The following is a 24,101-nucleotide window of genomic DNA, read 5'->3' on the forward strand; positions in this document are numbered from 1 at the left end:
GTTTGATTTCTGAGGCACAGCCTCATTCCCCTAATACAACCTCACACCCTATTTACCAATTCTCTCATTTTCTAATTCTCTAATTCCCTCATTTCCTAATTCTCTCATTTTCCACTCATCGTTTTTGCATCGCAATTCCTAGTGCCTATTGCCTATGGCCTAAAGCCTCACATCTAAAAACCTAAAATAATTTTGTCAATTCAATAAAAGATTGTAATTTTGCTTGTCTAAAAATATATTTTGATAATACAAACGCTTATATGACCATTACCTTAGCCTCACTGAAAATAGGACAAAGCGCTGTCATTGCAGGATTTACCCCTGAAAGCCGACAAGAAGTACGGCAACGCTTGCTCGACTTAGGTTTCGTACGCGGGTCAAAAATCAAGATAGAAAACGTCAGTCCCCTATCCGACCCCGTTGCTTATAGCATTCACAACACCCAAATCGCCCTCCGCAAAACCGATGCCCTCTGTGTGCTGATTCAAGTGGCAGAGGATAGGGGTTAGGTGTCAGGTGTGCTACACTTTACCAAAGTTTTTGCCTGTGCGGCTCGCACCTTTGGCAAAGTTGATAATCCTTGTAAATAAGAAAAAATAAATATAAACAAATCAAACAAGCGTTCGGCTTGTTATACAACTATGAAAAACACTTGCGATATTTGTGCCCTCAACCCCTCCGCTTCCCTAAAACCCTTAGGTGAAGAGGCAGGCACTTATAACTATACCATTGCCCTCGCAGGGAATCCTAATACCGGCAAAAGCACCGTCTTCAACGCTCTTACCGGCTTGCGCCAACACACTGGCAACTGGCCTGGTAAAACCGTAACACGTGCCGAAGGTAGTTTCTCATTCCATAAGGAACGATACCGCATTATCGACCTACCTGGCACCTACTCGCTGCTTTCTACTTCCGAAGACGAAGAAGTAGCACGCGACTTTATTCTCTTTGGCAAACCCGATGTAACAGTCATCGTAGTAGATGCAAGTCGTTTAGAACGCAACCTCAGCTTGGCACTTCAAATACTCGAAATCACCGATAAAGCAGTGCTTTGTCTCAACCTGATGGACGAGGCGCGCCGGCATCACATCAATATCGATACACGCACTCTTTCACGCGATTTGGGCATTCCCGTAGTGGCAACATCTGCACGTACCAAAGAAGGTATCGCCGATTTGCTCTTTGCTATCGAAGAAGTGGTAAGTGGTAAATTCCAAACGAAAAAACAAACCTTTATCGACCTTCCTAAGCAAAATGCCGAAGCTATTGCTGAGTTACAGAAGGCACTTTCTGAACTAAATCCCGATTTACCGAATACACGTTGGCTCTCAATGCGACTCATCGAAGGCGATGAGAGCGTACAAAAAGGTATAGAAGAAGGAGCTTTTTCTGCTGAAAATAACCCCGAAAGGCAGGCGCGTATCTTGCGTATTGCCGAAGAATATCACCATCTCTTAGGCGATACGTACCGCAACGATTTGGTAGAAGCAATCTACGCCCAAGCTACTGCCCTTACCAATGCCTCCGTCAGTACCGATTTTACCGCGCGCTCTTTCCGCATCGACCGCGCGATAGATAAAATCGTAACACATAAAATTTGGGGTTTCCCTATTATGTTTCTGCTCTTGGCAGGTGTGCTGTGGATTACCATTATCGGGGCTAATTACCCTTCGCAATGGCTCTCCGATTTATTTGTAGGGTGGCTCTATCCGCTCTTGAAAAATGGAGCGAATGCTTTGTATTTTCCTTGGTGGCTTAGCGGTTTCCTTATCGATGGAGTGTATTTGGCTACGGTATGGGTCATTTCAGTGATGTTACCCCCAATGGCTATATTCTTTCCGCTGTTCACCCTCCTCGAAGACTTTGGCTACTTGCCTCGTGTAGCTTTTAATCTCGATAAGCTCTTTCGCACAGCAGGCGCTCACGGCAAGCAAGCCCTCACAATGAGTATGGGCTTTGGTTGTAATGCCGCAGGAGTGGTAGCAACGCGTATTATCAACAGTCCGCGTGAAAAACTCATTGCCATTATCACCAATAACTTTTCGCTCTGCAACGGTCGTTGGCCTACCCAAATACTCATCGCTACATTGTTCATCGGGGCTTTAGTGCCTAAGCAGTGGAGCGATACAGTAGCAATGCTTGCTGTCATAGGCATAGCCGTGTTGGGCATTGTCTTTTCATTCTTCACCTCGTGGTTATTAAGTAAGACACTTCTCAAAGGCGAATCGTCGTTTTTTGTATTGGAGTTGCCTCCTTATCGTCCACCGCGCTTTTTTCAAACGCTCTATACATCGCTTATCGATAGAACCCTTATTGTACTCTGGCGCGCTGTTGTATTTGCTGCGCCTGCGGGAGCAGTAATATGGCTGATATGCAATCTCCAAATAGCTCACCAGCCCATTGCTCTCTGGCTCATTCAAGGGTTAAACCCCATAGGCGTGTTTATAGGCTTAAACGGCGTAATCCTGCTTGCCTATATCGTTGCCATTCCAGCCAACGAAATCGTCATTCCCACCGTGCTGATGCTCACCACTATGGTCTTAGGGCAAACAGCAGTAGGCGAGGGGGCTGGCGTACTGATGGAAGCCTCAACCTCTCAAGTAGGTACCTTGCTACACGCTGGGGGTTGGACACTCCTCACCGCCATAAACCTAATGCTCTTCAGCTTGTTACATAATCCTTGTAGTACTACTATCTACACGATATACAAAGAAACCCATAGCAAGAAATGGACGCTCATTGCTACACTCTTGCCCGTACTATATGGCATAGTAGTGTGTTTTTTGGTGGCAAAACTATGGTAATAACCTAAAAAACATTTGCTTTTTTAGTTAAAACAGGCTATCTTTGCACAGATATTTTAATAAGCAATGATATGAAACGCTTTCTTTTGCTCTTTACACTCCTAACCACTACAACTTATGCACAACTCTCTTCTTACACCTATAAGCAAGAACTGAAAGGTGTAAAGGGGAACGCTTGGCATAAACTCATTTTACCCGACCATACCTTTGCACAATTCCAAAGTTATGGCACAGACCTCCGTATTTATGGCGTATCTGCTACTGATACCATCGAAGTCCCTTATACAGTAATCGACACTAATAACATCGTAAAACACAAGGTCAATTTCTCAGTAATAAACAGTAAAGAAACCAAATGCAGTTACATAAACTTCAGTCTACCTCAGGCTCTTCGCATCTGTAAGATACGCATTGTCCCTCAAGCCTCTTATGATTATTACAGGAAGCTAAATCTCGCTACTTCTGTTACCGAATCGTATGCGCAAAAGCGTTGTGATAGTTATTGTTCTTACGATTTAAGAGAAGCGCCTCTTAGTTCTAAAACCAATAATACCTTCTCCTTTGATGATATTCTTGTGAAATACGGACAAATAATAATAGAAAACGGAGATAACGAGCCTCTTCCTATTAGCGAAGTCGTAGTATATGCAATACGTTATACCTTAGCGGCTCGTTTTTTAGACCCTAATCGTACCTATTATTTAGCTTATGGCAAAGAAGATGATTATACCCCCGAATATGATATAGAGCACTTCATAACCGATATCCCCAAACAACTCACCGAATTGCAATATGGCGAAGTGCTCAAACAACCCAAAACAGAAAGCTCTTCTGTAAAAGCATCTTCCACTCCTGCCGAAAAATCTCATCAGCAACTCCTTTGGTGGGTAATGGGAGTGATTGTACTGCTTATTTTTATATTTTCAGCAAAGATGATGAAGAAATAATCTTCAAAGGTAATACTTTGATTTCGTTTCAATTTTAGCTACCTACTTTAACTCAAACTGATGTTATATAATACTTTTTCACTATTCCTCATTCGTCATTCGTAATTATTTATTACCTTTGCCCCCTAAACAAATAATAGGTAACACGTAATTAGGTAACAAATGCCGTTACCTCTTACCTCTTACCTCTTACCTAAATCAAATGGATCAAAGAAAAAAAGAAGAGGCACTACACTATCACGAGTTTCCACAACCTGGTAAAATCGCTATTGTGCCTACCAAAAAACATTCTACACAACACGACCTCGCGTTGGCTTACTCTCCTGGAGTAGCCGAACCTTGCTTGGCAATTGCCGAAGATAAAAGCAACGCCTATAAGTATACTACCAAGAGCAACCTCGTAGCCGTAATTTCCAACGGTACTGCCGTGCTCGGTTTAGGCGATATAGGCGCTGATGCCTCTAAACCTGTAATGGAAGGAAAGGGTTTGCTCTTCAAAATATTTGCAGGTATCGATGTGTTCGACATCGAAGTAGATGCCACCGATGTCGATAAGTTCGTAGAAACCGTAAAAGCTATTGCTCCTACCTTCGGGGGTATCAACCTCGAAGATATCAAAGCGCCTGAGGCTTTCGAGATCGAACGTCGTCTAAAAGAGGAATTGGATATCCCTGTAATGCACGACGACCAGCACGGTACAGCTATCATCTCGGCAGCAGCCCTTGTCAATGCTTTAGAAATTGTAGGTAAGGACATTGCTAAAGCGCAGATAGTAGTAAATGGCGCAGGAGCCGCCGCTATCTCTTGTACACGCTTGTACGTGGCTTTGGGTGCCAACCCTAAGAACATCGTAATGTGCGACAGTAAGGGTGTGATTCGTAAAGACGCTCCTAACCTCACCGAACAAAAAGCCGAATTTGCTACTGACCGCAATCTCCGTACTCTCGAAGAAGCGGTAAAAGGTTCTGATGTATTTATTGGTCTTTCTAAGGGAGATGTGCTCACCCCCGAGATGTTGCTCTCTATGAATAAGGACGCTATTGTATTTGCAATGGCAAACCCTATTCCTGAAATCGATTACGATTTGGCGGTGAAAACCCGCAAAGATATCATTATGGCTACAGGTCGTTCCGACTTCCCTAACCAAGTGAACAACGTGCTCGGTTTCCCTTATATCTTCCGCGGAGCGTTGGACGTTCGCGCTACTAAAATCAACGAAGAAATGAAACTCGCTGCGGTACGTGCTATCGCCGATCTTGCCAAGAAAACTGTACCTCAGCAAGTAAGTTTGGTATACGGAGGTGAAAATCTCACCTTTGGTCGTAACTATATTATTCCTAAGCCGTTCGACCCTCGCTTGATATACGAAGTACCGCCCGCTATTGCCAAAGCCGCTATGGAATCAGGGGTAGCACAAAAGCCTATTACCAACTGGGAAGCCTACAAAGGCGAACTAATGGACAGAATTGGTGTAGGTAGCAAAGAAATTCGCCTATTGCAAGACCGTGCCAAACGAAATCCTAAACGCGTAGTATTTGCTGAAGCCGACCAATTGGAAGTGCTTAAAGCTGCTCAACGCATTTATGAAGATGGTATCGGTATTCCTGTGCTTTTGGGTAATAAAGAAGTGATAAAAGCGCTCAAATACGAAATAGGTTTCACCGGTCGTGTAGATGTAATCGACCCTAAAAGTGATGCCGAAAAAACACGTCGTGAGAAGTTTGTAAAGTATTATTGGAAACTGCGCGAACGTCGTGGTATCACCTACGAAGTAGCCGAACGCCTAATGCGCGAGCGCAATTATTTTGGTACGATGTTCGTAGAAACCGGTCAAGCCGATGCAATGATTACTGGTTACTCTCACGCTTATCCTAATGCGATTCGTCCGGCACTCGAAATCATCAAAAAAGACGAAGGTGTAGAGCGTATCGTAGCCACCAGCATTATGCTCACCAAACAGGGTCCTTTATTCCTTTCAGATGCTACTATCAATATCGACCCTACTGCCGAAGAGTTGGCTAACATCGCCTTGCTTACAGCACGTGCCGTGAAGTTCTTTGGCTTAAAACCTTCTGTGGCGATGTTGTCGTATTCTAACTTTGGTTCGGCAGTATCCGAAAGTAGCCTGAAAGTACGTGAGGCAGTAGCTTACCTTCACAAGCACCACCCCGATTTAGTAGTCGATGGTGAAATCCAAGCCGATTTTGCTCTCAATCCTGAGAAGATTGCCAAGAACTATCCGTTCTCTAAGCTCAACAAGGGCAAAGGGGCTAATGTACTCATCTTCCCTAACCTCGAAGCCGCAAATATCAGTTACAAGCTCCTCAAGGAAACCCAACACTTAGACACCATAGGCCCTGTGATTTTAGGTCTTTCTAAACCCATTCACATCACCACTATCGGTTCTACTGTCGACGAAATGGTAAATCTCGCTACCCTTGCAGTAATTGATGCTCAACAAAAATAGTACGAGTCGCACAAACAATTACTGCGAAGTTATATAAACAATAAAAAAATGTTGTTTTCATATTAGGAAAGACTGTTCAAAATATTTTGAACAGTCTTTTTTTATCATTTGATAAATATTTTTTACCTTTGCCTAAATTATATCAGAGATATAGGTAAAACATATCAATCAGGGCGTAATATATTTCTCTAAAAATGAAAAAAATAGGACCTTATCTTCGTCTTAGCTTCATCCAACTTATGTATCCATAAGAAGGATCTTAGTGGCTTTGTTTAAGATTCGTTTTCTCTTGAGAAAAAGTAAAAAGATTCTATCTGTCTTGATTCTTATCAAGATATATTATTTATAAGACTTATTCAAATATATTTTAAATGCTTTAAAATAAATAGTATTTTTTTTGTCAGGTTTTATAACTTTTGATGACTATTCTAAAAATAAGAAAATATATTTAATATCAACTAAAAAATAATGCTAAATATGAAATCATCAACTGAAGAAGTAGCGCAATGGGTAGACGCTTATACCGAAAAATTGTTAGATCACGCTTGCTATTTAGTTTCCGATAGAGTGGAAGCAGAAGATTTAGTACAAGAAGTTTTTTTAACAGCGCTTTCCTCCTATGATTCTTTTCAAAACAGAAGTAACCCTCTTACTTGGCTCAAAGCTATTTTACGTCACAAAATAGCCGATTTTTATAAAAAGAAATACAAATCTCCACACGTAAATTTCGATTATTTTTTCGATGAAGACGGCAATTGGAAAAAGAACCAAGAAATAGACGAGTGGGAAGAAGATACTTCCTCTTTGGAAAATCTTCTTGATGATACTGACTTTAGAGAAACTTTACAAAATTGTCTAAATAAACTTCCTACCAAATGGTCTATTCTAATGAAAATGTGCTATCTCGAAGGTAAAAAATCTTCTGAAATTTGTCAGGTTATGAATATCACACCGACTAACTATTGGAAGATGTTGCAACGTAGCCGTATGCAACTCAAGGAGTGCTTAGAAATAAATTGGTTTAAAGAATAATGAAACGCCTTTTACACAAATTCATTCACTTTGCTATTTTGCCGTGTAACGAAGCTACTTTTATGATTGAAAAGCAATTACACAGCAAACTATCTCTAAAAGAACAACTACAACTAAAAGCTCATTTACATCTCTGCAAGATATGCTTAAACTATAGTAAAAAAGCTTTTGCTATACATCAGTGGTTACAAAAGTTTTTTTTGAGTAAAGAAGAACATAGTCCTATCAAGACTGCAGAGATGGAACAGTTTAAAAAAGATTTGAAAAAACGCTTGCATACACAATCATAAATCGCATTTAGTTCAATTCAATTTTTTAAGACAAGAAGAAGGGAAGCTTCTTTTTAGGTTTTTTAGAAGTTTCCCCTTCTTCCTTACAAAAAAGAAGAACTTTTTTTGATATGTCAAGTTTCAATCTTTTAATTGACTAAGGTTACGAAAAATCTAAAAGAATATGAAGTACGCACACACAGAACGCATTTACAAAGTAGGATATTATATAGGTCTTTTTGGTACAGCATTAATCCTATTGTGGCTTGGAATATTTAAATTTACTAATGTAGAGGCTACTTCTATTAAACCTCTTATAAGTCATCATTTTTTACTTTCGTGGTTGTATAGTATAGCCTCAGAGCAAATGGTATCAAATTTAATAGGTTGTATTGAAATTAGTATAGCACTTGCTTTTATTATAGGAGTGCGTTTCGCAACAGTGCGAAAGATAGCATTTATAGGAAACTCCATCACTTTCTGTTTAACACTTAGCTTTATTTTTACCACCCCTAATATGTGGCGAAGTATTGAAGGTATTCCAGTTACGGATTTTTTCATTTTAAAAGATGTTGCCTTATTAGGGGTTGGTTTTATGAGTCTAAGGAAACCTTAAACTTAGTATTTTAATCACTAACATAAAAAATTCAATCAGTATGAAAAACATTTTAACACTTGTTGCAGTCAGTCTTTTTACCATTTCTGCAGCAAACGCCCAAGAGAAACCAATGCAAGAAAAGCCGGCTATGGAAAAGAGTTGCAAAAAATCTTGTGACAAAAAAGACAAGGAATATAGCTCCTCTAAGGAAAGTAAGAAGTCTTGTTGTAAAAAAGACAAGAAATCTTGCGATAAAAAGCAAGAACAAAAACCAATGAATACATCTGATAACAAGATGTAGTTTATTTGTGTTCTTTCATCTATGATTTAGTTTTATTATCCGTTCAAAAAATAAAAGAGTTCTGAACTCTTTTATTTTACAATGGATATGAAGAAACCTACCAACCTAAAACCTTTTCTTCACCTCTTTTCTTAGTAAAAGAATTAATCACTTTTTATAAAAAACATTTCACTATGAAACATCAAATTTTATCAGTGGCAGTAATTCTGTCAACACTTGTTGTGTCTTGTAAGAAAGATAAAATGGACACAATCCCCCCTGTAAGTCCTACACAAGCTATTCTTACCTTTGAGAATGTAGTTAAACCAATGAAGTATGTAGAAAGCGGTATTTTCAAAGGAGAAGGCTCTGTACAAAAGGATAATAAAGAAATTAAAAATCTCATACTTCCTTCTAATGATCCCAAAACCAATTCTACTTCCTTTACTTTTCACGCGGGCAAAGGGCAACGCCTAATGTTTACAATGATGTTTGGAGCTTCCAAAGACTGGTTTTTCGCTGCTAAGCAACCCGGTATAGAACTTTACGACGAAAAAGGGAATCCTAAAACGGGCGTAATTACCTCCGATGTTAGTCTTTGGGATAATGGTAGTAAGGAAAATACAAACGGTACAAAAGAAGATAAGGTAATCACTTCTATCAAAGATAAAACGATGCCTCAAAATCTAATGAAGTTAATACTTTCTTATAATGAGCAAAGTTCAGCTTTTACGTTGAAAATCATCAATACTTCCAAAGGGAAAAAAGATACTGAAGGTAACTCCTTAGAAACTCCTTTTGCTCCTGGTGTATGGGTAGTGGCGAATACTTTAGGTGGTAAACTTTTAGACGAGAAACCTTTCTTTGAAGCTGGTCAAAAAAGCACAAAAGAACTTACTATACTTTCCGAAACCGGTAACCCTGAACCACTATATCAAAAAGTAAAAGCCCAAACAGGTATTATTACAGGTTTATCACCCGCTGTGGTAGTAGTTTATACCGGTAACAAAAATCCTCTTTTTACTATGGGACAAAAAGCTACTGAAGGCTTGAAAAAGCTATCTCAAATGGGAGATGTAAAAACCTTCCAAATGGAACTTAAAAAATTAAAAGAAGTAAAAGAGGTTTACATTGCGGGAAATGCTCCCATAGCTCCTAATACTAAAGTGATGACTACTATCAAAAAAGCTACAGGTGACAAAGTGGCCTATGCTCTAATGTTCGGCTATTCTAACGACTGGTTCTATGCCAATAGTACCAATATATTAACTACTGATAGAGGTAATCTTACCGATAAAACTGCTCTTTATGACAGTGGTACAGGTGTAGACCAATTTCCTGGTGCAGGTAACAAACAAGCTCTCTTTGGTGGGATTCCTCAAAAAGAAGATAAAGTTATCGAAAAAGTAGGCAATGTTTTCCCTCTACCCCAAACAAGCGAAGTAATAAAAGTTACTCTCCAATAATTTTCTTTTCTAAATGAATGGTTAAATTAGGACTACCGTGAAGTTCGTTTCACGGTAGTTTTATTTTACCCTTAGCTAAAATATTTTTTAGAAAGTTTTTATATTGTCTAAAAATATATTACTTTTGCGCCGAATAAACAAAATTAGTACTATATGAAAACGTTTTTATCTGCTATAATCATAGCTTTCAGTACTTTGGGTTTTGCCCAAAACGGGACACTCAAAGGTACTATCACGGCAGAGGGTCAACCCTTAGAAGCCGTAACTGTTCAACTCGAAGGTAAAACCTTCAAAAAATGGACAACCTCCGACCGCAATGGTCAGTATTCTCTTTCCTTACCCGCTGGAGAATATAGGCTAAAAGTGCGTTCGTTGGGGTATATTCCTTATAACGATAAAGTTGTAATCACAGGAGAAGAGACTCTCTCTCAAGATGTCTCTCTCAAAGAAGATGTGGTCGGAATGGAAGAAGTGGTCGTAACAGCTACCAAAACCAAAGAAAACCGTAAGGACGCACCTGTACTGGTGAGTGTTACTACCAATCGCGAACTGGCAAACGTCAAAGCCCATACCTTGATGGAAGGTCTGGTATTCCAACCGGGTTTGCGCACCGAAGTAAACTGCCAGAACTGTGGTACTTCCCAAGTGCGCATCAACGGTTTGGAGGGTGCTTATTCCCAAATCCTCATCGATAGCCGTCCTATCTTTGGCTCGCTTAATGGTGTGTATGGCTTAGACCAAATCCCTGCCAATATGATTGAGCGCATAGAGGTGATTCGTGGCGGTGGTTCTGCCCTCTTTGGCTCTAATGCCATTGCCGGTACTATCAATGTGATTACTAAAAACCCTACCAAAAACGAGGCACAAGCAGGTATTGTGGGCAACCTCATAGGCGGTAAATCAGCCGATGTGGTAAGCTCCTTCAATGGTTCTCTCGTGAGTGAGAACTATATGCGCGGTATCTCTTTCCACGCTATGCAACGCACACGTCAGTCTTACGACGATAATGGCGATGACTTTACCGAAATCACTCGTTTGCGCAATCTCAATGCTGGTGCAAAACTCTTTAACGATTTCACCGACCGTCATAAGCTCACCGCCGAACTGAACGTGAGCAACGAAAACCGTCGCGGAGGTAATAAACTCGACGAACCCGAACACCTTGCCGACCTTGCCGAGAGCATTCGCACTCAAATGCTTGGAGGGAATGCAAGTTTCGACTACTTTTCACCTGCCTATAACCATAAGTTCACCGCCTATACCAGTGCCGAACGCACTCGCGCCGATAACTATTACGGCAGTTTCGATGGTACTGATATAGTAGCCTCTTCTGGCAACTATGGCGTTACTAAAGAGAATATATGGTTACTTGGCGGACAGCATACGGCTTATGTGCCTACGGGCAACGGCAATTTGCAATGGACGTCGGGCGCCGAATATCAATACGACAAGATAGCCGAAAAGCGTCAGAATCCTAATGTGCTTGCCGTAAACCAAAAAGCGAATACATTTGGTCTCTTCACTCAAGCCGATTGGCGTATCTCTCCCAAAATCAAAGTGCTCGGGGGTGTCCGATTCGACAATGTCAATTCCGATTTATTAAAGAAATCAGTTACTGCACTCAACCCTCGTGCGAGTGTCCTCTACAATATCGATGAGAATTTCATCGCTCGGGGTTCGTATTCACGTGGTTTTAGAGCGCCTTTCTTCTATTCAGAAGATGTACACAGCGAATTGCAAGGGGGTGAAGCACGACGCGTAAAACTCGCCGATAATCTTAAAAAAGAGACCTCCGATAGCTTTACCGCTTCTTTTGAGTATAACCACGCTCACGATAACCACCAATTTGTAGCGATGATAGAAGGATTTTATACAGCTTTGCACGACCGCTTTACTTACGAAGATGCAGGTTTAGAAAACGGATTGCCTATTCGTGAGAAACGCAATTCCGATGGTGCCGTAGTGAAGGGAGTAAATATAGAAGTGAAGTACAGCCCCAATCCCAAATTTATGGTTCAACTCGCCACCACTATCCAAAGTTCTAAATACAATAGTGTACAAAACCCCGAAGAAAACGTCTATACCGATGAAATTCTCCGCACGCCTAATGTGTATGGCAACCTGATGGCAACCTATAAACCACGCCCTAATTGGGATATCAACTTTGTAACCGTATATACAGGTAGTATGAAAACCACTCACTTAAAAGGTTATATCCCCGATACGCGTTTAGAAACCACTCCCGCAATGTGGGACGTAGGCGTGAACACCGCTTATGAGTTTAAATTCCAAACTTTCTTCCCCTTAGAAGTGAGTTGTGGTATCAAAAACCTCTTCAACCAATATCAAAAAGATTTCGACAAAGGTGCTGAACGCGACGCCGATTACATCTATGGTCCTTCACTACCTCGCACCGTGTTTGTAGGTTTGAAAGTGAAGATTTAGTATTCGTTATCAACCTTACCAAATTTTCTAAAAGCGTGTCGTGCTACGACCTTTGCCAAAGTTTCACACTTTGGCAAAGTTAAATAAACTGATGAATAGTTATATTTATATCGTTTTTGTAGGGGCATTTTGCAAACACTCTTCTAAGATACAAAAAAGCGACTCCCTTTCGAGTCGCTTTTATTATTTGTGTATTGCAAATATTAGTAATTCAACTGATAAGTAGTAGTCATATCACTGTTATAACTAATATCAATATTAATATTATCTATTACTTGTGTTCCATTTTTAGTTTTAAGTTTGAAAGTGTGGCGAGCTACTTTATTCACTGTTAAGTCGATAGTTTTACCATTCTTATCTTTCTCTACTTTTATAGGGATAATAATATCAAACACTTTTTCATCACTTTTATCGCTTATCAATTGGTACTTTTTGCTTTTCTCAGTACCATTTTGAATGTTAGTAATAAGCGCTTCTAATTCCTCTAAATACTCGTCATGAGCATAACTACCAAAACCAGTACCCCAACCAGCTCTTGCATTTCGGCTTTCGTTAATAGTCTTTACAAAACCATCGTTGTCAAAAGTATAAGTATAGTTACAGATATAATTTAACGGAGCTTCCTCTTTTGTTAAAACCACTTGTTTTAGCAAGTTCTTAGGAGCTACCCCCTGTATCCAACCTATTTGAAAATTAAAATACTGCATATAGCTACTCACAGCATCCCCTTCAAAGTTGTACATCAAAAACTTATTTTTGTTCAACTCATTGCCGTAGCTAAGCTTACTCCCATAAGTAATGATTTTACCATTTCTATTTTTCTTCTCAATGATTTTGGTCAAATTATCATTGGTCCACTCAAAAACACCTACATCGTTAACATTTGCTAAACGTTGTTTGCTGTCGTATGTCCCTAAAGCCAATACATTCCCTGCTGCATTAAGCCCCCATTCTACGGTTTCTATAACCCCTGTATCTTCGTTAGGTACTGTAATTTTCACAGAGGTAGCCTTATAATCAAATGTTTTTACGATATCATTCTCTCCCTCTTCTTTGGTAGTAATCTTTTTGATTCTCCCTTGATTGTCATACTCATACAGAAAACGAACCATTTTCAATACAAACTCTTGTCTATTGAGAGTAGGTTGTAAAACACTTGAAATAGACGGAGCTGGGTCATTACCATTGTAATCTCTGTTTTTAACTTCAATAAAGTTAGAAACAATCTCCTTTACTTTTTTAGCAGGTAAATAGTTGTTTTGAGTGGTAGGGGTAGTAGTACCATTACCGCCATTGCCATTACCGCCATTAGGAGGAGTATCATCGTCTTTACTGCCACAGCCTACAAGCATTGCTATTGCTGCGATACTGAATAAAATTTTTTTCATTGAATGTAATATTTTATGAATTTAGATGCAAAAGTAATAATAAATTGTTAATCAGCAAATTTTATTCATTAGTAGTTAGTTGTTAGAAATGAAAACAGCTGAAGGTAGCGAGGAAGTCAATGAGAGCTCATAGCCGAGAATCAAAAAAGCGACTCAAAAATGAGTCGCTTTTTTGATAAAAACGGTATAGCTATACTTCTCTACTTTCAAAGCACTCCGCAATACCTCAGCTCCTTTATAAGGAGCGATTTCTTTCGCCTCGAAACCTCGTTTTTAACATTTTTATTATTGTTGTATTATACTATGAATCAGCCACTTACACACCCTTTCTATACCAATCGTCCAAGATTCGTATAAGCTTCCTATAAGCTACCTATAAGCTAACTACATTCATCCTCACACTCTTTTTTCACCAAAATCTCTCTCAACCACCTTTTGAATTTCTCCGTTTCCTTCCGAAAGCCCTAACCAGTCCGATTTGTCTAACAAGTCAGACCTGTTAAAAAACCATTTTTATCATTACTCTTTTGCTAATTCCCTCCGCTGGTGCGAGCTTGTAGCTCGTACCCCATTTTCTAATTCTCTCATTCTCTCATTTTCTAATCTTTCCCCGTCTGTATGGCTCGCACTTAGTATTGTTCCAAAAGATATTTAATAAGGTCAGTGGTTGTAACCAATCCCACTAACCTGCCGTTATCCACTACCGGTATAGAGTGAAAACTTTGGTCGGCTAGTATTTCAGCCACTTCTTTAATCGAGGTATCAGCGCTCACCGTAAGAGGTGTTTTAGCCATAATTTGCGGAATAGTATACATATCATACACCACCGAAGTAACCTCCTCTTCGCCATCAGTCATATCAGCAAAACTAATGCGCAAAAGGTCAGAATAGCTTACGATACCTATAAGCTTATCTCCTTCTACCACAGGAATATGGCGAATATTATGCTTCTTAAACAGTCGCTCAGCCTCATAAAGCGATTGAGTAGGAGTAAGAGTTACTAACTCCTTACTCATAATTTGTGATACAGGTACTCTTTGTTTCATAATATATACGTTTTTAAAATGAATAATTCCGTTTTGTAGTTAAATTACCCTACAAAGGTAGTTATAAAAGAGATATAAAGCAAAGTGTTTAACAAATATTTAACGTTCTAACATACCTTAACTCCCGAGCTTTCACAGGTTATTTTAACTCAAACTGATGTTGCGTCGGTCTAATCTTTCTTCGTCTTACCTTCGGAAGTATATAAAATAGAAAAAGCCGTTCAGAGATGTCTGAACGGCTCTTTCGTTTCTAGTTAGTGAAAGAAATAATAATAATTTTACTTGTCTATAGACCCTACTACACGCTTCATAAAGCTGTTAAGGGCGTCTTTCTGTGGAGTACCTTGTTTAATCATATTGTCTACCTCGATAGCTCCGTAGAAGTTCGAGAGCAATTCGCCTATTACGTCCAGCTCCTCATCTTTGAGTTGCTCACATTCAATGAGATTTTCGAGCGTTTCTACCGTCTCATTCACGTAATCTTGGTCGTTTGTCTCAATAAATTGAACGATGTGTTTAATTACCGGTAATCTCATCTATAAATAGCTTTAAGAGTTCGGCTTTATTCGTTTGTATTTGGTTCACCAAAGTACCGTTTTTAAAAGCAGCGAAGGTAGGCAAATTATCTACTTTGGCTAATTTACGCGACTCTGCGAAAGCTTCTGCATCTACATAAATAAAAGTAGCATTAGGAGTTTCGCTGGCATACTTTTTAAACTTTGGTTTCATTATTTTGCAATTACCACACCATCCTGCGCCGTATTGTACGAATACAAGAGGGTTAGAGGCTATTATTTCTTGCAAATTATCTTGGGTAAGTTCTGTCATTATAAAAATAAAATAGTGATGAGTTTTTTAGTGTGTGATTTTCTCATTCTCATCCCCCCTCTCGCAAAGAGAAGAGGGGGAGAATGAGTTCCTTACAATGATCAAGTTATCTATAAGAGTGTTGTTTACTTTTTAGTGAGAAGCCAAGTAGCTGGCTACTCCTTTGCGGTCAGCGTGCATAGCCTCTTTACCTTCTTCCCAGTTAGCAGGGCATACTTCACCGTGTTGTTGTACGTGAGTATAAGCATCTACCAAACGCAAATATTCTTTTACATTGCGTCCTAATGGCATATCGTTAATACTTTCGTGAAATACTTTTCCCGTTTCATCGATAAGATAAGTAGCACGGAAAGTTACATCATCACCTTCAAGAAGGTAAGCATCAGCTGTTTCGTCGTAAATTTCACGAGAGTCGAGAATACCTAAAATACGAGCGAGGTTGCGGTTGCTATCAGCAAGGATAGGGTAAGTTATGCCTTCTATACCTCCATTGTTTTTAGGAGTATTGAGCCAAGCAAAGTGTACTTCGGGAGTATCACAAGAAGCACCTATTACTTTCACATTGCGTTTCTCAAACTCAGCCAAAGCTTCTTGGAAAGCGTGAAGCTCAGTAGGGCATACAAAGGTAAAATCTTTAGGATACCAGAAAAGGAGAACTTTCTTTTTGTTGTTTACAGCTTCTGAAAGCACGTTTATTTTGAATGTATCCCCAAGGTCGCTCATAGCATTCACTTCGATATTGGGGAATTGTTTTCCTACAAATGACATATAATATTGTGTTTTGTTTTACGGGTGCAAAAGTAGGGTGTTTTTGTATAGGAAGAAACGTTTTTTTATTGAAAGATTTTATATGAAGATAAATAATAATTATGCAAGAAAGTTCTTTTATTTCTTCTTGCGCAATTCTCGCCAAATATATACTATTTGTACTATTATTAAAAAGCTGTTAGGTAGTATCACCGGAATACTATTAATTAAGTAACCGTAAACAACAAAGAGAGCACACCCCACCAAATTAGTAAGGCGTATATACACAAGATTATCTTTAATCAAAAAGCTGAGCACTACAAAAAGTGAAGCAGCATAACCAATAAATTCAATCATTATTTTTTGCGTTTAAGTCGGGTTTGACGTCTGAACCAAAACATTGCCAAAGCTCCCAAAGCAAAAGCGATGTATAAATACCACTGAGTGCGGTCAGCAGTGCCCCACAAGTTATAAACCTCATAGGCACAGTAAAGAGCGATTGCCAAATAGGCATATTCAAAAAATATACGTGCGTTCATATTATTTTATATTGTTATTCTTCTTCGTTATCTTCAATAGCTAAGATACCTGTAGTTTTATGCGCTTTTACAGTCGAAAATTTCTTGTCGAAATCCATACCTATACCATTAGTAACAGTACCTTTAGTTTCATCGGTAAAACTAAATTCTCTATCGGTAAAAATCCAATCTTCTTTTTGGTCCCAAAAGAGCTGAGATGTTTTTAGTTTCTTACCATCATAAGTAGTGAGTACTACATTGTCGCGCAGTTCTACCATATCGGAGCTCGGATAGATAATGCCGTAGTTAGCCTCTACGATATTTTTATGCCGTGCTTGGTCGTAAAACTCTACTTTCACCCCTTCGGGGAATTCAGAGTACGGCATACGCTGATTGGTAAAATCTTTATTTAATTTACTGGTAACAACAGCAACCACCTTAGTAGAATCGGTGTATACGAGTTTAAAATCAAAGGCTTCTCCTTGCGGGAATTTCTTTTGAATGCTCAGCTGTTGGAGATTGCGCATATCGTTATTACACGAAAAAAGCATTGCCATACATAATAGTAAGGCAATACTTCTTATTATTTTTTCAAGAGTAATTCTTCTCATCTTTTATTTATAGGCTTCTTTTCTATGGCTTACCTTAACAATTTCAACTGTTACAACCTCTTCAAAAATTTTATAAAGAATCCTATAGTCTCCCACTCGTATCCTGTACTTATCATCGTTTGTTAGTTTCTTATAACCAAAAGGTCTTGGATTTTCTTCAAGCGAAACCAAAGCGCTTACAATAGCAGAATAATGAGGCTCTGAAAGGGATTCGATAAATTTACTTATCTTTTTGACAACTACTACAGTGTATTTTTTAGTAGATTCCATTTTTTTTTCTGTTTTCCTCTACTCTTTTTAAAAAAACATCTAAGGGTTCTGTTTCCTCTCCCTCAGCATCTTTAAAGGCTTGGATATCTTCTAAATCTTCATACATTTCGGCTATAGCTAATAATTCTTTATACTCTTCGGCGGGAATTAAAGCTATAGATTTACCATTATTATCAGTTAAAAACTGTGGTGTTTGTAGATTTTGTAAATTGATAGTATGCATAAGTTAAGGATATTTTTTTAGCATTATCCATAGAGATGATTTTATATCATTTCTACGGATAATGCTATATTTTTTATCACCATATTACTTACAAACGTGGCACTGTGATAGATTGTCCTATCCAGCATTTAAAAGTAATGTTTTTACCTGCTAAACCAGATTCAAATACATCTACTTTTGAAGGAGCTAAAGCATCGTAACGAGCAGCTAAACTTTCCAAACCTCCTTTACGAGCAGTTTTGGCAGCTAACCAATATACGGCTCTTTTTTCAAAAGGAGTACTACCACATTCATTAGCTGAGCTTGCGTAGGCGTGTGCCATAATACGATAAGCATCGGAGTTTGAAGGGTTGTAAGAAAGTGCTTTTTGAGCATAGGCAACGGCTTGTGCTTTGCTGTGTTTAGAGGCGATACGAATGAGCAATTTTGATTTCTTAAAGTTATCTGTCTCTAAGTTCACTGACTCATTGTAATACTGAATAGCTTTGGCAGAGTTTCCTGCTTTGTCATTCATTACCCCTAAATAGTAAGCTGAGTTTGCTGACGGTTTAACGTTGTGCAATGAGGTTACGATTTTCACGAATAAAGGGTCTTTAGTACAATCTTTATCTGACATTTTACCTGCTGCACGGCGTAACCATTCTTCATTGTTCTTATTTGCCTCAAAGTTCTTGGTGTAAAGAGGAATAAGGTTTTTACAATCAGCAAGCTGACCGAGTTTAGCATCTACACTCTCTGCAATAGTTTCGTAGTTATCTACGCGTTTACGACAACCGTCCAAGAGCCTTTTGTCCTTTTCGCTAAGAGTACCTGCTTCTTCTTGAGCTAAATACTTGTTGATAGTTTCAGAAAGTTCATTCTTTTCGTCTTGAATTTTATCGGATACGTTGTCATAAGCATCGAATACTTCTTGCAATTCTTTTTGTCCTTTTTCGTGTAAAGAAACTAATTCAGAGAAGTACAAGTACAGAGCCTTTTCGTTTTTAAAGTTAGCTTTATCTTCGGTAAAGGCTTTATGCAAAAGATCGTAAATCTCTTTATCTGTTCCTATTTTTTCATCGAACATCAAGAGGGCTTGACGAATACGCATTTCAGTAGCTGAAAGACGTGTAGGGAATGTTTTGTTATAATCGGTGTAGAGTTGTAACAATTCTTTGGCATTTTGAGTCTTTTCAGCACCTGTGGTTGTATTCATTTTGTCTTGCAAGATGCGTTCGCCATAGGCAAAGGTAGCATAGTGTAAAGAAGGACATTGGGTATATACTTCCTTCCATACAGGATAAGCCTCTTTGTAATTTTTGGCTTTGGCATACTCACTAAATATAGAGAGTTTTTGCTTTAATTCTTCGTTGTTTTTGCAATCTTGTGCTTGTGCATAGGCAGCATAAAAGAAACTTGCAACTACTGTGGCTAATAAAATTCTTCTTCTCATTCTTTGTTTGTTTTTTATTGATATTTTGTTCGTTGGAACCACTTATCGTTTAAAGTGAAACCTATTTTTAAGTTGAAATAATTTTCCTTTACTAAACTGGCTGAGGTAGTACCTCTTATGCCGTATTCTCCCACAAGGGTAAGATTTGAAAATCCTTTTACGGGTAAACTAAGTCCAAAAGACGTGCCAAAGTCGTTTATGTTTTGATTATTGAGCACAATTCCTGTATTTTCATAGCGCAAACCTATGCGGTAGGTTACTCTTTTCCAGTAACTTGAATAGGAATTGTAGTTAGGAATCCAAAAACCTCCTAAGGCTATTTTGTATCCGTCGGTATAACTGACATTTGTGGTTGTAAGGAATGGATTTGAAAAAGCTTTTGTATTCGCATAGGTATATTCAATCCCTGTAAACCATTTTTGGTGTTCTCCTAAACCTAATCCAAACTCTATTTGAGTGGGCAAGGTAAGTGAGGTATTTTTGAGCCCTAAGGCTTCTAAATCTAAAGCACGTGTTTCGCGTATTGCCAATTGTGGTGCGGAACGCCTATTATTTCCTGCTACATAGCCTAAGGTAGAGATATTGCGTTGGTTTTCAGAAGACAGTTTACTTTGTGGTGTATATACCAATGAGGTATACAAACGCAAGCGGTGTTTCAAAGTCTCTTCGTAATACAAACCTAAGTTAAAAGCACCTCCTTTTAGGCGTGATTTGCTAAACTCTTGGGTATAGAATTGTACATCTTTTTGTTGCAAGAGGTCGGTCATATCAATGGTTCCAAAGTTATAACGGAAAGAAGCTCCTAAACTGAATCCGCCGAATATCTTTACCCCAGAGGAAAGAAAAAACTGATTCACATTTCCTTTTCCTTCAAACTGGTTTACTGTTTCGCTTGTGGTGTGCTTCAGTTTATAACCTACCGATGAGTAAGGCACCAACCCAAACGATACCCCAAAGTTTTCGAGAATAGGGAACCCGAGTGTAAAATAATCGAAGGCGGAGGATTTAGTACCTATTTTTGTTTCATTTGTAACAATATTTTTGCTTTGCATTGTAAATCCGGCTGAAAAAGCGGTGAATTTTAAGTGCGAAAGTGAGGCAGGATTCTGCATATTGATACGAGTAGAATCGGCATAAACACCAATTCCGCCCATAGCACTTTCCTCGGCTATACCGTTAAAATTGCGTTCACCGACTCCGTAAAAAGAGTAAGGCGACTCAGTAGTTTGTTGCGCAAAACTCACGTAAACGGTTGTAAATAAAGCACTAATAAGTGTGATTAGTTTCTTGTTCATAAATATTTATCCAATATTAGTAACGTGTGCCTCTCCTTTTTTTGTTTGATATTCTAAGATGGCATTCAGCCCCTCGAGCAACACGTATGAGCCTGCAAATATCTGATTTTTTATTCTTTCTTGCAAATAATTTTGATTACCCCCTGTTAAAATAGTGATAAGCGAAGGGAATTTTGCTTCGTATTTTTTAATCACTCCCTCAATTTCGCACACCACATTGTGATAGACACCTGAGAGCATACAGCTTTCGGTAGTATTTCCTATAAACTGTTCAGTATCAAAAAACTGTTCGGATACTAATGGCAGTTTGGAAGTGAAATGGTGCATTGCTTTTAGGCGCATTGCTATGCCTGGGGCGATAGCTCCCCCAAGATACTCTTTTCTATCGGTAACTATATCGAAAGTAATGCAGGTACCCGCATCGATGATGAGTACGTTGCGGTTGGGAAAACGTGTCACCGCACCTGCTACCAGAGCCAAACGGTCGATACCTAACGAGTGAGGGGTTGCATACTTATTGACGAAAGGCACAGGGGTTTCAGCTGTGAGGTATAACACATCTGGCAGGAGTTGTTCTAAGAAAGAGAAACGCTCTTTAACCCCAGTTACCACCGAAGCGATGATGCAATGAGTTACCTCATTTAAAGGTACGTTGCTTAAAAAAGATTCTTGAAAACCCTCTTTGACAAAGGAAAGAAAGAATGTTTGTATTCCTTTTTTGAACAGTGCTACTTTTATGGACGTATTACCTTCGTCTATTATTAAATTCATTTTCAAAAATCAGTGGGTGTGTGATTGTCCTGCAATAATTGCGCCAAAAAAAGAAGGTCTCTTGTTTCCTTTTATTTTACTCGTACTCGTGAGGAAGCTACTAATGAGGCTAAAACGCCCAAAACTACAATGGTAGCCAATACAATGAGTACATTTAAAGGAGTAATAGCGACAGGGTAGGCTAAGGTAGGGCTTATCATTACAAACTCGAAATGTTGTTGTAAAAGGACTACCGCAACGCCTAAGGCAATACCTATCAGAGCGCCGATTACCGATGCCATAGTGCCTTGCCAGAAGAATATCTGTCGCATTTGTTTTTCGTTCATACCGAGCGCATAGAGCGTTTGCAGGTCGTCTTTCTTGTCGAGTATCATCATAATGATAGCGCCTACGAGGTTGAAAAGCGCAATGATGAGCACCAAAATGAAAATCAGATACACCGCTATATTTTCGGTATTGAGCATACGGTAAAGTGCATCGTTTAGCTGTGCGCGGTTCTTGACTACTACGGGCTCTTGAAAGAGCTGTGAGAGCTGTTCGGCAACTTGCTTTTCATCAGCATTTGGAGCCAATTTCACTTCTATCGCTGAGACCTGCCCCTTACTTAGCCCCAATAAGAATTGGGCTTCGTCTAATGATGAAAATACGTATTTCTTATCTAATTCTTCCGTGAGTTGGTAGATGCCTTGTACTACTGAAAAGGCTTGACGGTAGGGCATTGGGTCGTTTAGGATACTGCCTTTGCCAGCTTTCGGAACTACTATTTGTAGAGGGGAAGAACCATCGAGGAGATTTAAACCGAGATTATTGAAAATAGTAGCGCCCACTATCACACTAGGAGGTGAGAGCTCCCAATTGCCCAGCACGAGGATACTATCGACATCGTTTACTTTGGGGTACTCAGCATCTACTCCCTTGATATAGGCGATGTGGTTTTTTTGGTTGTGAGTGAGAAACACCTGTTCTTCTAACACTTTGGTAAAGTGTGCTACCGATGAGAGTTGGCTTAATTTGAGCGTATCTTGATTGGTGAGTGATAGGTATTTGCCTGTTTTAGGAAACACTTTTAGGTCGGGGTCGAAAGTAGAGGAGAAGGAAAGCGTAAAGTTTTTGAGACCTGCGAAGCCGGCGAGCACAATAAAGAGGGCAGCACCGCCCAACACTACCACAAAAGCCGTAACCCTATTGATGATGTTGATAACGTTCTGCGAACTTTTGGCGAACATATAACGCCTTGCTATGTAGAAAATTGAAGTCATTGTTAATGATTAGTGATTAATGAAAAGTGCAAAGGTATGGAGTAATTAGCAAAATGGCAAAATTTGGGAATTAGCAAATTCTAAAATACGCCATTACTGCCTTGTACTCATCTTGTGCTGTTAAGCAAGTGTCGAGCAAAAAGCCTTCTGTTTGTTGCCAATTTTGTAGCCCGCGATAGTAGAACCAACGGAGTTGTTCGGTAATGATAAAAGGCACTATGTTGTTAGCTAAACATTCTTTAAAGAGCAACAAACGCCCTATGCGTCCGTTGCCGTCTTGAAAGGGGTGAATGGTTTCAAAACGCCAATGAAAATCGACCAAATCACGAAAGGTTTTGGTTTGTTTTTGGTAGTAATCGACTAACAAAGCGGTCATTTCCTGTTCTACATTTTCAGGCAGAGTGGTGGCATTGCCTCCTACTTCGTTAGGTAGTTTCTTATAGTCGCCTATCGCAAACCAATCTTTATTGCTATCGGAAGTATCTGCTTTGAGAATGCCGTGAAAGGTTTTAATCATCTCTTGGGTAAGAGGTTCAGTAGCGCATTCCAACATTGCATCAAAAGCCTTAAAATGATTAATAGCTTCGAGAATATCATCAATTTTTACCGCTTGTTCTGTAAAGCCAATGGTATTGGTTTCGAAAATATAGCGCGTTTGCTCGTGTGTGAGTTGGCTACCTTCTATATGATTGGAATTATAGCAAAAATCTATCTGAGTGCGGTGATAAATACCGCCCTTTAGCTTTGTTTCTTTCTCTTGTAATAATTGTTTTAAAAGCATTTTTTATTCATAGTAATTTCTTGGTTTTGATAGCTTCTTCTACTAAACCCTACGTCATTTTTCTTTTGTAGAGCAAGTCTCGGTTTTCGATGGGGTTTTCTTCCTCTTTGAGGGATTGCTCGATGCCCTCAATGTATTGCAAAGAATCGTCGATATAAAAATACAACTCGGGCATACGACGGAATTGGTGTTTGGTGATTTGCGACAGTTCGTGCTTGATGAGGGGCGCATTGGAGGTTACGCCTTTGAGCACCTCAGCTGCCTTTGCTTCTGGGAATACACTGAGGTACACCTTGGCTACTGATAAATCGATTGTTACATTTACTTTGGTTACCGAGATGAGTAGGTTTTGTTGCCCTGCATCGCGTATGGATTGCTGCAACACTTTGGCTAATTCTTCTTGAATAATGCCTGCTATTTTCTTTTGTCTGTTGTTTTCCATTAGTTTGTTTATTTATGGTGCAAAGATAGGGAATAATACTGATAATACCAAAAATGCCAAAAGAGCGGTAAAAATTAGGAAATTAGGAAATTAGGAAATTAGGAAATGAGAGAATTGGTAAATGGGGTGCGAGGTTGAGTTAGAGGAAAAACATCCCCCTAGCCCCCTTCAAAGGGGGAATG

At 39.2% G+C, this 24,101-nt stretch carries 26 protein-coding genes; 10 read left to right on the top strand and 16 right to left on the bottom strand.

The window, feature by feature from the left end:
- The first annotated feature begins 260 nt into the window (after positions 1 to 260).
- From HMPREF9072_RS00390 to HMPREF9072_RS00435, 10 genes are all read left to right on the top strand, one after another.
- Positions 261 to 509, top strand: coding sequence for a FeoA family protein (locus HMPREF9072_RS00390; protein ID WP_009409963.1), 249 nt, complete (start codon positions 261 to 263; stop codon positions 507 to 509).
- A 132-nt stretch (positions 510 to 641) separates the two neighbouring features.
- Complete coding sequence (feoB, locus tag HMPREF9072_RS00395) at positions 642 to 2,804, top strand: ferrous iron transport protein B (RefSeq protein WP_009409964.1); 2,163 nt, start codon at positions 642 to 644, stop codon at positions 2,802 to 2,804.
- A gap of 71 nt (positions 2,805 to 2,875) precedes the next feature.
- Positions 2,876 to 3,751, top strand: coding sequence for a hypothetical protein (locus HMPREF9072_RS00400; protein ID WP_009409965.1), 876 nt, complete (start codon positions 2,876 to 2,878; stop codon positions 3,749 to 3,751).
- 202 nt (positions 3,752 to 3,953) lie between these two features.
- Positions 3,954 to 6,218, top strand: coding sequence for an NADP-dependent malic enzyme (locus HMPREF9072_RS00405; protein WP_009409966.1), 2,265 nt, complete (start codon positions 3,954 to 3,956; stop codon positions 6,216 to 6,218).
- Between the two features lie 468 nt (positions 6,219 to 6,686).
- A complete protein-coding gene (locus HMPREF9072_RS00410; RefSeq protein ID WP_009409967.1) occupies positions 6,687 to 7,250 on the top strand; it encodes a sigma-70 family RNA polymerase sigma factor in 564 nt (187 codons plus the stop codon).
- A complete protein-coding gene (locus HMPREF9072_RS00415) occupies positions 7,250 to 7,540 on the top strand; it encodes a hypothetical protein (protein ID WP_009409968.1) in 291 nt (96 codons plus the stop codon). Before HMPREF9072_RS00410 ends, HMPREF9072_RS00415 begins: the two co-directional genes overlap by 1 nt.
- Positions 7,541 to 7,703: 163 nt before the next feature.
- Positions 7,704 to 8,135: a DUF417 family protein gene (locus tag HMPREF9072_RS00420; RefSeq protein WP_009409969.1), complete on the top strand. Its 432-nt coding sequence runs from the start codon at positions 7,704 to 7,706 to the stop codon at positions 8,133 to 8,135.
- Positions 8,136 to 8,175: 40 nt separating this feature from the next.
- Positions 8,176 to 8,418: a hypothetical protein gene (locus HMPREF9072_RS00425; protein WP_034565928.1), complete on the top strand. Its 243-nt coding sequence runs from the start codon at positions 8,176 to 8,178 to the stop codon at positions 8,416 to 8,418.
- 173 nt (positions 8,419 to 8,591) lie between these two features.
- On the top strand, positions 8,592 to 9,863 hold the full coding sequence (locus HMPREF9072_RS00430) for a spondin domain-containing protein (protein WP_009409971.1): 1,272 nt from the start codon (positions 8,592 to 8,594) through the stop codon (positions 9,861 to 9,863).
- 153 nt (positions 9,864 to 10,016) lie between these two features.
- Positions 10,017 to 12,308, top strand: coding sequence for a TonB-dependent receptor (locus HMPREF9072_RS00435; RefSeq protein WP_009409972.1), 2,292 nt, complete (start codon positions 10,017 to 10,019; stop codon positions 12,306 to 12,308).
- A gap of 203 nt (positions 12,309 to 12,511) precedes the next feature.
- Here the strand turns inward: HMPREF9072_RS00435 and HMPREF9072_RS00440 are convergent, their stop codons facing one another.
- From HMPREF9072_RS00440 to rbfA, 16 genes are all read right to left on the bottom strand, one after another.
- Positions 12,512 to 13,696, bottom strand: coding sequence for a DUF4595 domain-containing protein (locus HMPREF9072_RS00440; RefSeq protein WP_009409974.1), 1,185 nt, complete (start codon positions 13,694 to 13,696; stop codon positions 12,512 to 12,514).
- Positions 13,697 to 14,325: 629 nt separating this feature from the next.
- Positions 14,326 to 14,742 carry a CBS domain-containing protein gene (locus tag HMPREF9072_RS00445; RefSeq protein ID WP_002674193.1) on the bottom strand — a complete coding sequence of 139 codons (417 nt, stop codon included), beginning with the start codon at positions 14,740 to 14,742 and terminating at the stop codon, positions 14,326 to 14,328.
- A gap of 278 nt (positions 14,743 to 15,020) precedes the next feature.
- Positions 15,021 to 15,278 (bottom strand): hypothetical protein, encoded by a 258-nt coding sequence (locus HMPREF9072_RS00450; RefSeq protein WP_002674192.1) that lies wholly within the window; start codon positions 15,276 to 15,278, stop codon positions 15,021 to 15,023.
- Positions 15,259 to 15,570 (bottom strand): co-chaperone YbbN, encoded by a 312-nt coding sequence (locus HMPREF9072_RS00455; protein ID WP_009409976.1) that lies wholly within the window; start codon positions 15,568 to 15,570, stop codon positions 15,259 to 15,261. Before HMPREF9072_RS00455 ends, HMPREF9072_RS00450 begins: the two co-directional genes overlap by 20 nt.
- Positions 15,571 to 15,702: 132 nt before the next feature.
- Positions 15,703 to 16,338: a peroxiredoxin gene (locus HMPREF9072_RS00460; protein ID WP_009409977.1), complete on the bottom strand. Its 636-nt coding sequence runs from the start codon at positions 16,336 to 16,338 to the stop codon at positions 15,703 to 15,705.
- Positions 16,339 to 16,455: 117 nt separating this feature from the next.
- Complete coding sequence (locus HMPREF9072_RS00465; protein ID WP_009409978.1) at positions 16,456 to 16,674, bottom strand: YgjV family protein; 219 nt, start codon at positions 16,672 to 16,674, stop codon at positions 16,456 to 16,458.
- A complete protein-coding gene (locus tag HMPREF9072_RS00470) occupies positions 16,674 to 16,856 on the bottom strand; it encodes a hypothetical protein (RefSeq protein WP_009409979.1) in 183 nt (60 codons plus the stop codon). Before HMPREF9072_RS00470 ends, HMPREF9072_RS00465 begins: the two co-directional genes overlap by 1 nt.
- Before the next feature lie 14 nt (positions 16,857 to 16,870).
- The gene (gene lptC, locus HMPREF9072_RS00475; RefSeq protein WP_009409980.1) at positions 16,871 to 17,446 is read right to left on the bottom strand and encodes an LPS export ABC transporter periplasmic protein LptC; all 576 of its coding nucleotides are present in this window, start codon (positions 17,444 to 17,446) and stop codon (positions 16,871 to 16,873) included.
- Between the two features lie 3 nt (positions 17,447 to 17,449).
- On the bottom strand, positions 17,450 to 17,716 hold the full coding sequence (locus HMPREF9072_RS00480) for a type II toxin-antitoxin system RelE/ParE family toxin (RefSeq protein ID WP_009409981.1): 267 nt from the start codon (positions 17,714 to 17,716) through the stop codon (positions 17,450 to 17,452).
- Positions 17,703 to 17,939 carry a hypothetical protein gene (locus HMPREF9072_RS00485; protein WP_002674180.1) on the bottom strand — a complete coding sequence of 79 codons (237 nt, stop codon included), beginning with the start codon at positions 17,937 to 17,939 and terminating at the stop codon, positions 17,703 to 17,705. The genes HMPREF9072_RS00480 and HMPREF9072_RS00485 overlap by 14 nt, the downstream gene beginning before the upstream one ends.
- A gap of 88 nt (positions 17,940 to 18,027) precedes the next feature.
- The gene (locus tag HMPREF9072_RS00490) at positions 18,028 to 19,371 is read right to left on the bottom strand and encodes a hypothetical protein (protein ID WP_016478252.1); all 1,344 of its coding nucleotides are present in this window, start codon (positions 19,369 to 19,371) and stop codon (positions 18,028 to 18,030) included.
- Positions 19,372 to 19,385: 14 nt separating this feature from the next.
- On the bottom strand, positions 19,386 to 20,666 hold the full coding sequence (locus HMPREF9072_RS00495; protein ID WP_002674178.1) for a hypothetical protein: 1,281 nt from the start codon (positions 20,664 to 20,666) through the stop codon (positions 19,386 to 19,388).
- A gap of 6 nt (positions 20,667 to 20,672) precedes the next feature.
- Entirely contained in the window at positions 20,673 to 21,437 is a 765-nt protein-coding gene (locus HMPREF9072_RS00500; RefSeq protein WP_009409983.1) for a type III pantothenate kinase, read from the bottom strand.
- A gap of 71 nt (positions 21,438 to 21,508) precedes the next feature.
- A complete protein-coding gene (locus HMPREF9072_RS00505; RefSeq protein WP_009409984.1) occupies positions 21,509 to 22,663 on the bottom strand; it encodes an FtsX-like permease family protein in 1,155 nt (384 codons plus the stop codon).
- A 103-nt stretch (positions 22,664 to 22,766) separates the two neighbouring features.
- On the bottom strand, positions 22,767 to 23,477 hold the full coding sequence (locus HMPREF9072_RS00510; RefSeq protein WP_009409985.1) for a Fic family protein: 711 nt from the start codon (positions 23,475 to 23,477) through the stop codon (positions 22,767 to 22,769).
- Positions 23,478 to 23,526: 49 nt separating this feature from the next.
- Entirely contained in the window at positions 23,527 to 23,919 is a 393-nt protein-coding gene (gene rbfA / locus HMPREF9072_RS00515; protein ID WP_009409986.1) for a 30S ribosome-binding factor RbfA, read from the bottom strand.
- Between the last annotated feature and the right edge of the window lie 182 nt (positions 23,920 to 24,101).

The organism is Capnocytophaga sp. oral taxon 324 str. F0483 (genome assembly GCF_000318315.2).
Taxonomy (GTDB): domain Bacteria; phylum Bacteroidota; class Bacteroidia; order Flavobacteriales; family Flavobacteriaceae; genus Capnocytophaga; species Capnocytophaga ochracea.

Bases quoted from the DNA above. Each gene is read 5' to 3' on its own strand.
- HMPREF9072_RS00390 (WP_009409963.1), top strand. From the start codon at position 261: ATGACCATTACCTTAGCCTCACTGAAAATAGGACAAAGCGCTGTCATT.
- feoB (WP_009409964.1), top strand. From the start codon at position 642: ATGAAAAACACTTGCGATATTTGTGCCCTCAACCCCTCCGCTTCCCTA.
- HMPREF9072_RS00400 (WP_009409965.1), top strand. From the start codon at position 2,876: ATGAAACGCTTTCTTTTGCTCTTTACACTCCTAACCACTACAACTTAT.
- HMPREF9072_RS00405 (WP_009409966.1), top strand. From the start codon at position 3,954: ATGGATCAAAGAAAAAAAGAAGAGGCACTACACTATCACGAGTTTCCA.
- HMPREF9072_RS00410 (WP_009409967.1), top strand. From the start codon at position 6,687: ATGCTAAATATGAAATCATCAACTGAAGAAGTAGCGCAATGGGTAGAC.
- HMPREF9072_RS00415 (WP_009409968.1), top strand. From the start codon at position 7,250: ATGAAACGCCTTTTACACAAATTCATTCACTTTGCTATTTTGCCGTGT.
- HMPREF9072_RS00420 (WP_009409969.1), top strand. From the start codon at position 7,704: ATGAAGTACGCACACACAGAACGCATTTACAAAGTAGGATATTATATA.
- HMPREF9072_RS00425 (WP_034565928.1), top strand. From the start codon at position 8,176: ATGAAAAACATTTTAACACTTGTTGCAGTCAGTCTTTTTACCATTTCT.
- HMPREF9072_RS00430 (WP_009409971.1), top strand. From the start codon at position 8,592: ATGAAACATCAAATTTTATCAGTGGCAGTAATTCTGTCAACACTTGTT.
- HMPREF9072_RS00435 (WP_009409972.1), top strand. From the start codon at position 10,017: ATGAAAACGTTTTTATCTGCTATAATCATAGCTTTCAGTACTTTGGGT.
- HMPREF9072_RS00440 (WP_009409974.1), bottom strand. From the start codon at position 13,696: ATGAAAAAAATTTTATTCAGTATCGCAGCAATAGCAATGCTTGTAGGC.
- HMPREF9072_RS00445 (WP_002674193.1), bottom strand. From the start codon at position 14,742: ATGAAACAAAGAGTACCTGTATCACAAATTATGAGTAAGGAGTTAGTA.
- HMPREF9072_RS00450 (WP_002674192.1), bottom strand. From the start codon at position 15,278: ATGAGATTACCGGTAATTAAACACATCGTTCAATTTATTGAGACAAAC.
- HMPREF9072_RS00455 (WP_009409976.1), bottom strand. From the start codon at position 15,570: ATGACAGAACTTACCCAAGATAATTTGCAAGAAATAATAGCCTCTAAC.
- HMPREF9072_RS00460 (WP_009409977.1), bottom strand. From the start codon at position 16,338: ATGTCATTTGTAGGAAAACAATTCCCCAATATCGAAGTGAATGCTATG.
- HMPREF9072_RS00465 (WP_009409978.1), bottom strand. From the start codon at position 16,674: ATGATTGAATTTATTGGTTATGCTGCTTCACTTTTTGTAGTGCTCAGC.
- HMPREF9072_RS00470 (WP_009409979.1), bottom strand. From the start codon at position 16,856: ATGAACGCACGTATATTTTTTGAATATGCCTATTTGGCAATCGCTCTT.
- lptC (WP_009409980.1), bottom strand. From the start codon at position 17,446: ATGAGAAGAATTACTCTTGAAAAAATAATAAGAAGTATTGCCTTACTA.
- HMPREF9072_RS00480 (WP_009409981.1), bottom strand. From the start codon at position 17,716: ATGGAATCTACTAAAAAATACACTGTAGTAGTTGTCAAAAAGATAAGT.
- HMPREF9072_RS00485 (WP_002674180.1), bottom strand. From the start codon at position 17,939: ATGCATACTATCAATTTACAAAATCTACAAACACCACAGTTTTTAACT.
- HMPREF9072_RS00490 (WP_016478252.1), bottom strand. From the start codon at position 19,371: ATGAGAAGAAGAATTTTATTAGCCACAGTAGTTGCAAGTTTCTTTTAT.
- HMPREF9072_RS00495 (WP_002674178.1), bottom strand. From the start codon at position 20,666: ATGAACAAGAAACTAATCACACTTATTAGTGCTTTATTTACAACCGTT.
- HMPREF9072_RS00500 (WP_009409983.1), bottom strand. From the start codon at position 21,437: ATGAATTTAATAATAGACGAAGGTAATACGTCCATAAAAGTAGCACTG.
- HMPREF9072_RS00505 (WP_009409984.1), bottom strand. From the start codon at position 22,663: ATGTTCGCCAAAAGTTCGCAGAACGTTATCAACATCATCAATAGGGTT.
- HMPREF9072_RS00510 (WP_009409985.1), bottom strand. From the start codon at position 23,477: ATGCTTTTAAAACAATTATTACAAGAGAAAGAAACAAAGCTAAAGGGC.
- rbfA (WP_009409986.1), bottom strand. From the start codon at position 23,919: ATGGAAAACAACAGACAAAAGAAAATAGCAGGCATTATTCAAGAAGAA.